The 6,546-nt window shown below is 37.7% G+C and carries 7 protein-coding genes; 5 read left to right on the forward strand and 2 right to left on the reverse strand.

Annotation, left to right across the window (positions count from 1 at the left end):
* Positions 1–3 precede the first annotated feature (3 nt).
* Positions 4–732: a hypothetical protein gene (locus ABMA79_RS11600; RefSeq protein ID WP_393092701.1), complete on the reverse strand. Its 729-nt coding sequence runs from the start codon at positions 730–732 to the stop codon at positions 4–6.
* Positions 733–784: 52 nt separating this feature from the next.
* On the opposite strand from ABMA79_RS11600, the gene ABMA79_RS11605 reads away from it, so the two are divergent.
* The 5 genes from ABMA79_RS11605 to ABMA79_RS11625 all read left to right on the forward strand — a co-directional run bounded on the left by ABMA79_RS11605 (position 785) and on the right by ABMA79_RS11625 (position 5,669).
* Positions 785–1,561, forward strand: a complete 777-nt coding sequence (locus tag ABMA79_RS11605) for a glutamate racemase (RefSeq protein ID WP_393092704.1) — start codon at positions 785–787, stop codon at positions 1,559–1,561.
* 63 nt (positions 1,562–1,624) lie between these two features.
* Entirely contained in the window at positions 1,625–2,905 is a 1,281-nt protein-coding gene (gene eno, locus ABMA79_RS11610) for a phosphopyruvate hydratase (protein ID WP_393092706.1), read from the forward strand.
* Positions 2,906–2,944: 39 nt separating this feature from the next.
* Positions 2,945–3,571, forward strand: coding sequence for a hypothetical protein (locus ABMA79_RS11615; protein ID WP_393092709.1), 627 nt, complete (start codon positions 2,945–2,947; stop codon positions 3,569–3,571).
* A gap of 56 nt (positions 3,572–3,627) precedes the next feature.
* A complete protein-coding gene (locus tag ABMA79_RS11620; RefSeq protein WP_393092712.1) occupies positions 3,628–4,809 on the forward strand; it encodes a hypothetical protein in 1,182 nt (393 codons plus the stop codon).
* An 83-nt stretch (positions 4,810–4,892) separates the two neighbouring features.
* Positions 4,893–5,669 (forward strand): hypothetical protein, encoded by a 777-nt coding sequence (locus ABMA79_RS11625; protein ID WP_392860555.1) that lies wholly within the window; start codon positions 4,893–4,895, stop codon positions 5,667–5,669.
* Between the two features lie 42 nt (positions 5,670–5,711).
* Here ABMA79_RS11625 and ABMA79_RS11630 read toward each other — a convergent pair whose 3' ends face one another.
* Positions 5,712–6,446, reverse strand: a complete 735-nt coding sequence (locus ABMA79_RS11630; RefSeq protein WP_392860556.1) for a trypsin-like serine peptidase — start codon at positions 6,444–6,446, stop codon at positions 5,712–5,714.
* Positions 6,447–6,546 lie beyond the last annotated feature (100 nt).

Raw genomic sequence — 6,546 nt, forward strand, 5'->3', positions numbered from 1 at the left:
GAATTAATTGATACTTTGTTTTAAGCTAACAAATAAATTAATAACTTCATTTAATACATCATTATGAAGCTGACTGAAGTTGGCTTCATATTTTTTTGCCTGAGAGTCAAACTCTGCACGATTCTCTTTATTCTTAACTTCCAGTTTTAATTGATTCGCAAGAAAAGTTAATTTGATATCAAGATTATAAATCATCACTCTTAGGATAGGTGACTCTTCCCATTGTCCAAAGAAAACCTTGTAACTTAAGATTGTGCTTCTGTGATCAATACGTGCAAGAGACTTTTTCAGAGTAAGTAGTGTTACCTTGAGCCACTCAAGTGACTTGTCTTCATTTAATCCGCTCTTAGGCGAAATCGTTTTAAGAGAATCAATTGAGCCATCGATCATGGCCTTAATTGCCAGGTGTTCGTATTTTTTTGCATCAAAGTCTAAGACTTCTTTTTGGTATTCGATAAATTCTTTGTCCACTAAGTTCAATATACTCATTTGATCGAAGTGCATTAATAAGTTGCTATCTTGTGCTTCAGTGTGGAGGTAGATATCGTGAAGGTTTTTACGATCCTCACGTAATGGAGACTTTTCAAAATTATTATGGGCCAAGCAGATTCGCACCGGATTTTGTAGTGAGTCTTGCATAGACTTTAAGATCTTGTCTCTGCTATCATCATTAGATAGACGATTTTTATTAATTCTAGTGAAAAAGTTTACAAATTTATTTTTAATACCCATATGAGATAAAATAACGACTTTTTTAGGGATGTCTAGCATTTAAGGTGAAATATTGAAGATAGGGATTTTTGATTCAGGCATTGGTGGGCTTAGCGTATTGCGTGAGGTCGCAAAACTTATGGATCGTTGCGAAATTTATTACTTTGCAGACCGTCTAAATGCACCTTATGGTAATAAGACAAAAGAAGAAGTGTTTAGCTTTTGTCGAGATATTGTTGATGACTTCATCTCGCACGGTATCGATACAATCTTAATTGCCTGTAATTCCGCAACGGCCATGGCCATTAATGAGTTACGCGCAAATTATCCTTCTATTCGATTCTTTGGAATTGAGCCATTTATTAATGTGATTAACCTAAGACCTGAGCTTAAGCAGCAAAAGGGAGTTGTTCTTACAACCAAAATTACGGCCGACTCGATGCGATTTCAGAGCTTAAAAGATCGTTATGATCCCGCAGGTCACTTGGTGTATCGTGTCTCAAAGAATCTTGCAAAAATTATTGAAGATAGCTTTGATAGTGGACGATTAAATGAAGAAGAAATTTCTAAAGAGATTGTCGAGTCTATTTTTCCTTCAAGTGAGAAGGAGAGTTATGATTATATCATTTTGGGATGCACTCATTATCCATTCGTAAAAGATCTTTTTAAGGCCAGTGTTGGGGCCCATAGTATCTCTCCATGTTATCATGTGGCCAAGCATATGGCCGATCAATGTGTCATAACTAATGATGGCGACATTGTTGATTTTTTCTACTATCGCGATAGTCGAAGTCCTGATTTATGGCGCAAAGTTAAAAAACAAAATTTAGAAGGTTTTCCCTTTTTCTAAGTGACGATCCTTAAAAGCGTAAGTTAAAATATGGCAAATTTTAAACTAACGAAGGATTGGTATATGTCTAAAATTAAATCTATAACTCCACGTCAAATCTTAGACTCACGAGGAAACCCAACTGTTGAGGTTGACCTAGTAACTGAAAATGGTTTCATGGCCCGTGCAGCGGTTCCTTCAGGGGCATCAACTGGCTCTAAAGAAGCTTTAGAGTTAAGAGATGGTGATAAGTCTTACTACCTTGGAAAGTCTGTTAGAAAGGCAATTTCAAATATCAATGAATATATCGCACCAAAAATCATCGGAATGGATGTTTTTGATCTAAGAGCGGTTGACCAAGCAATGCTTGATGTTGATGGAACTGAAAATAAAGAAAAGCTAGGTGCTAATGCGATCCTTGCTGTTTCAATGTGTGTTGCTCGTGCAGGTGCTCTTGAAAAAGGAAAGTCACTATACGCTTACTTAAGAGAAGACTTAGGTGTTCCAGTAGCAAGTGATAAGTACCGTCTTCCAACACCAATGATGAATATTATCAATGGTGGTGAACACGCTTCAAATAATCTTGATATTCAAGAATTCATGATTATTCCTCATATGAAAAAGTCATTTAGTGAAAACCTAAGAGCTGGTGTTGAAACTTTCCATGCTTTAAAAAGTGTTTTAACTGAAAAAGGATATTCAACAAATGTTGGTGATGAAGGTGGTTTTGCGCCATCGCTTAAGTCACACGAAGAGGCCCTTGATCTAATCCTAAGCGCAATTGAAAAAGCTGGGTATAAACCAGGTCAAGATATCTCAATTTCTCTTGATGCTGCAGCATCAGAGTTCTTTAAAGATGGTAGTTACCAAATGCAAGGTAAGAGCTATTCAAGTGAAGATATGGTTGAATATTACTCAAATTTAGTTTCAAAATATCCGATATATTCAATTGAAGACGGGCTGGACGAAGCTGACTATTCTGGTTGGGTAAAACTGACTGCTAAGTTAGGGGATAAGTGTCTACTAGTTGGTGATGACTTATTTGTAACGAATAAGAAGATCCTAGCTGAAGGTATTGAGAAGAAGCAAGCAAACTCGATCTTAGTTAAGATCAATCAAATCGGATCTCTAAGTGAGACATTTGATACGCTAAAGCTGGCCTTTGAAAATGACTTCAGAGCAATTATTTCTCACCGTTCAGGAGAAACAAGTGATGCATTCATTGCTGATCTTGCGGTAGCAACTTCAAGCGGACTAATTAAAACAGGTTCTGCTTCAAGAAGTGATCGTCTTGCAAAATACAATCAACTACTAAGAATTGAAGAGGCCCTTGGTAGTGAAGCAAAGTACGACGGATTAATCTAAGTAAGAAATAATAAGGCCTCTAAAAATAGAGGCCTTTTTATGTCTGATTCAAAATTAAAAGAAAGTAATGAAGCTCTTCATTTCCTTCATGATCTTCTTAACCATACGCATGGGCTAAAATTATATCTGGAGTCTCGTGATGGGCAGATGGATCAGGCCGGCCTAGAAGTCATCTATAATGAAGTTGCGGCACTGGAAAATCAAATCACCTCACAATTTAATCGTTTAAAAGAAAATGGCCCCTATCGATTCGCCGACTTAATTCAAACATGTCAGACGCAATTTGAGATCTATCAGCTCAGTGTGGATTTGGTGATTGAGGCCTCTGGGCGTGAGCTGGCCCCTATCGTATTTTCTTGTGATAAACAAATTTTTGAACGACTCATAAAAAATATTTCAAAGAATATCTACCTATGGTCTAGGCCTGAGGGGAAGATTCACTGTCATATCAGTGATATTGGTGAAAAGATTCAAATCATTCTTTCCAATGAAATTGATCAGCATGCTGATTTAGATAAGGCCTCTAATGGTATTGGCCTTTTGTCGATGAAGCGGGTTGCAAGTGAGAATGGGATTGTCTTTCAAAGTTACTTGGCCGAGAAAAAGTGGTGTACGAAAATCTTGATTGATAAACTCGGGATAAGACAGCAAAATATCGCCTGCTAGGTAAAAGAATTCTATCTATATTAAAAAGTAATAAAGAAGGTTATTCTATATAACATATGGAATTTATAAAGATCTTTATTACGTTAACGACTTTACTTGCCGCTGGGCCGCTTGCCTTGGCAAATCCTCGTATCTATCAATCAGATGCTACAGCATTAAATAAGGGTGCATCGAGAGTTAAGTTAGAAGGAAGTTTTTCTTCAACTCTTTCTCAGGTTGATAGCGATGGAAATGAAGTCGTTTATAATGATGACGTAAGCTATAATCTTCTTGATGCTAATCTTGATTACCAATATGCCATCATGTCAAAGTTTCAGCTTCTAGCAGGTCTTAAAGGCCGCTATGTTAGTAGTGGCGATACAAATGAGACTCAAACCACAGCAGGACTTGAATCTTTTTATATTGGGGCCTTCTATGGCCTAGATAAAAAACGCGGAAGAGATTTTGCTCTTAGTGCAATCTATCGCTTCAGACCTTACACTGTCGATACATACTCTGGTTCAGTTCCAAGTGATGAGTTAATCCTAGGTGATGGTGGAAATGATATCGAAGTTAATTTCCTGGCAAAATTTGAATCAACTAAGTGGACGTCATACGATTTTAAGATCGGTTATCGTATCCCTGGGGCCCCTATTTCATCTGAAGTTACTTTTGATGCTCGTCTTGTTAAACACTATGTTGACTGGGCCTTCTGGTTTTCTGCTAATGGTGTTTATTCACTCGGTGGAGATGAATACACAGACAATCCTAATTCAAAACCTATTGTGGCAAGTGGCTACACTTCAAGATGGAATTCCATTAATCGTCAATTTGTAAATCTTGATGCTAGTGCACAAACGATATTTGGTAATAAGTACCTTGCCTACGCTACTGTTGGGACAAAGGTTTTAGGAACTTCAACAGATAAAGATTTCTATACAACGATTGGCCTAAGTTGGACCACTGGTGGTGTGACAGCACAACAGAAATTTGAAGAGAGTTTTAAAGAATACTCTGTTGAGGCCAATGTTATTAAGGTTTCACCAAGAGGTGTTTTTATCAAGATTGATCATGGATCTCTTGATGACATCCAGGCCGGAAATATTGTTGATATTTACAAGACTGACTACTTTGGTGGCAATATCTTAGTTGCCCAAGGAAAGGTTTATGAAGTCTCGAGTGCATCGGCCATTGTTAAGGTAGTAGCTCGCTATCGTAAGGTGCCAATAGAAAAAGGCTTTGCTGCTAGGATTAAGTAGCTGAAATGAGGAAATATTTAGTAATTGATATAATTGTAAGTTAAGCTAAAATATTGAATATAAACATAAAAAGGATATTATCGATGATGAAGCAAATTTTAATTGCTTTCTACCTACTGGCAACATCAGCTGTAATTGCGAAACCTTATACTTCTAACTTTCTTGAGTTCGAACTACCAAATGGTTGGGAATGTTCGATAGAGGGAAGTGAGTATGTTTGTCAGTCCACTAATGACAGAAGAAAGAAAGAGGCCATCATTATTTTCGCGGCAAAGCACCGTGGTAAGCAAGATGATCTTATTCAATACAAGGCCTATCTTGAGCAGGCCAAAACATTTAAACTACCTGGTGGTAAAACACAAATCTCTGAGCCTTCATATACAAGAATGAAGAAGATTCAAGGTCAAGGTCACACTTGGGTAGACTCTCTTCACTTATCAAGTGAAGTTCCTGGCTTTTTTACTCGCTACCTTGCGACAGTAAAAGGAGAGTTAGGAGTTGCGGTAACATTCTCTGTTGCAAAAGAACACTACCAAACTTATAAGCCAATCTTTGATAAGATCATCGAAACAATGCAGGTGTTCTCTCGTATTAAGAATAATGCTGATGGGCTTAAGCTTGCAGGTAACAAAGGTGAAGCTGTTCCTGGTGCCTCGGGTGACTTCTTAGATAATGAAGCTGGCCTTAATGATATTGGTGTTGGTGGGCAAAGACAAAAAGGTAAAGGCTCTGGTGGCGATGATATGACCCTTTATCTAATCATTGCACTTGTTGTTGGAGCTGGTGTCTTCATTGCTAAGAATCGAAAAAAGAAAGGTTCTAAAAAGAAGAAAGGTAAAAAGAAGAAAAAGAAATCATAGAAAATAAAAGGCCTCTCAATTGAATATATGAGAGGCTTTTTTTTATTCTGATTTTAAACAAGCTTGAATGGCCGTCTTAAAATTAAGATTCGTGGCAACACTCGTACCGAGATTTGTTGCATATCCATAATGACTATTTGAACAACCCCCATGAGAGTGTACGCCAATAATTTTTCCTGATTTTAAGTTAATGATACTTGAGCCAGAATTCCCTCCTGTAGTATCAACTTTATGGCGGATAACTCCAGTTCTTCCGACACTTTCTAGGTAACCAATTCCATTTTGTTGAGCAAATGATCTTTCTACTTCTACATCGTAACCATGGCCGGTAATCGATATAAGGGCCTTGCTTTCAGGTACTGTATAGTCTAGCTCATAAAAGCCTTGGGCCGCTCCTGCGTATTTTTGTGTATGAGCATTTGGGAGTAGCTTCATAACGGCCCAGTCATTTCCAGGGCCAGCGTTGCTATAGATCACAGAGCTCTCATCTACCTTGTAGACATCTTCCTTTGCTGAGTAATTAATTCCTTCTTCATCGGAGGCAGGCGTATTAAATTCAATGAGTTTAAAGTATTTATGACAATGTCCTACCGAGATAGCGCAGTCTTTAGAAATCATGGTTACAGTGCAGCCATCAGTTGCTGTTTCACTATAGAGTGCGCGACCTACTTTTAGGTCATGTGAAGGGATTCGATCATCAATTCCGCAAATTGATTTTTCTAAGGCGAATATTGAAGGCGATAACAATAATAAGAAGATAGGTGTTAATCTATTCATGGAAATCCTTTTTGTGTGTTGCGATGGGTCAATTTAGAGGATTTCTGAATTCTTATCAATGCTTTGTGTAGACTTTATAGATAAAAAAGGCCCAATGAGG

The sequence above is a fragment of the Halobacteriovorax sp. HFRX-2_2 genome (assembly GCF_043196705.1).
In the GTDB taxonomy this organism is placed as follows: domain Bacteria; phylum Bdellovibrionota; class Bacteriovoracia; order Bacteriovoracales; family Bacteriovoracaceae; genus Halobacteriovorax_A.

Bases quoted from the DNA above. Each gene is read 5' to 3' on its own strand.
- ABMA79_RS11600 (WP_393092701.1), bottom strand. From the start codon at position 732: ATGGGTATTAAAAATAAATTTGTAAACTTTTTCACTAGAATTAATAAA.
- eno (WP_393092706.1), top strand. From the start codon at position 1,625: ATGTCTAAAATTAAATCTATAACTCCACGTCAAATCTTAGACTCACGA.
- ABMA79_RS11615 (WP_393092709.1), top strand. From the start codon at position 2,945: ATGTCTGATTCAAAATTAAAAGAAAGTAATGAAGCTCTTCATTTCCTT.
- ABMA79_RS11620 (WP_393092712.1), top strand. From the start codon at position 3,628: ATGGAATTTATAAAGATCTTTATTACGTTAACGACTTTACTTGCCGCT.
- ABMA79_RS11625 (WP_392860555.1), top strand. From the start codon at position 4,893: ATGATGAAGCAAATTTTAATTGCTTTCTACCTACTGGCAACATCAGCT.
- ABMA79_RS11630 (WP_392860556.1), bottom strand. From the start codon at position 6,446: ATGAATAGATTAACACCTATCTTCTTATTATTGTTATCGCCTTCAATA.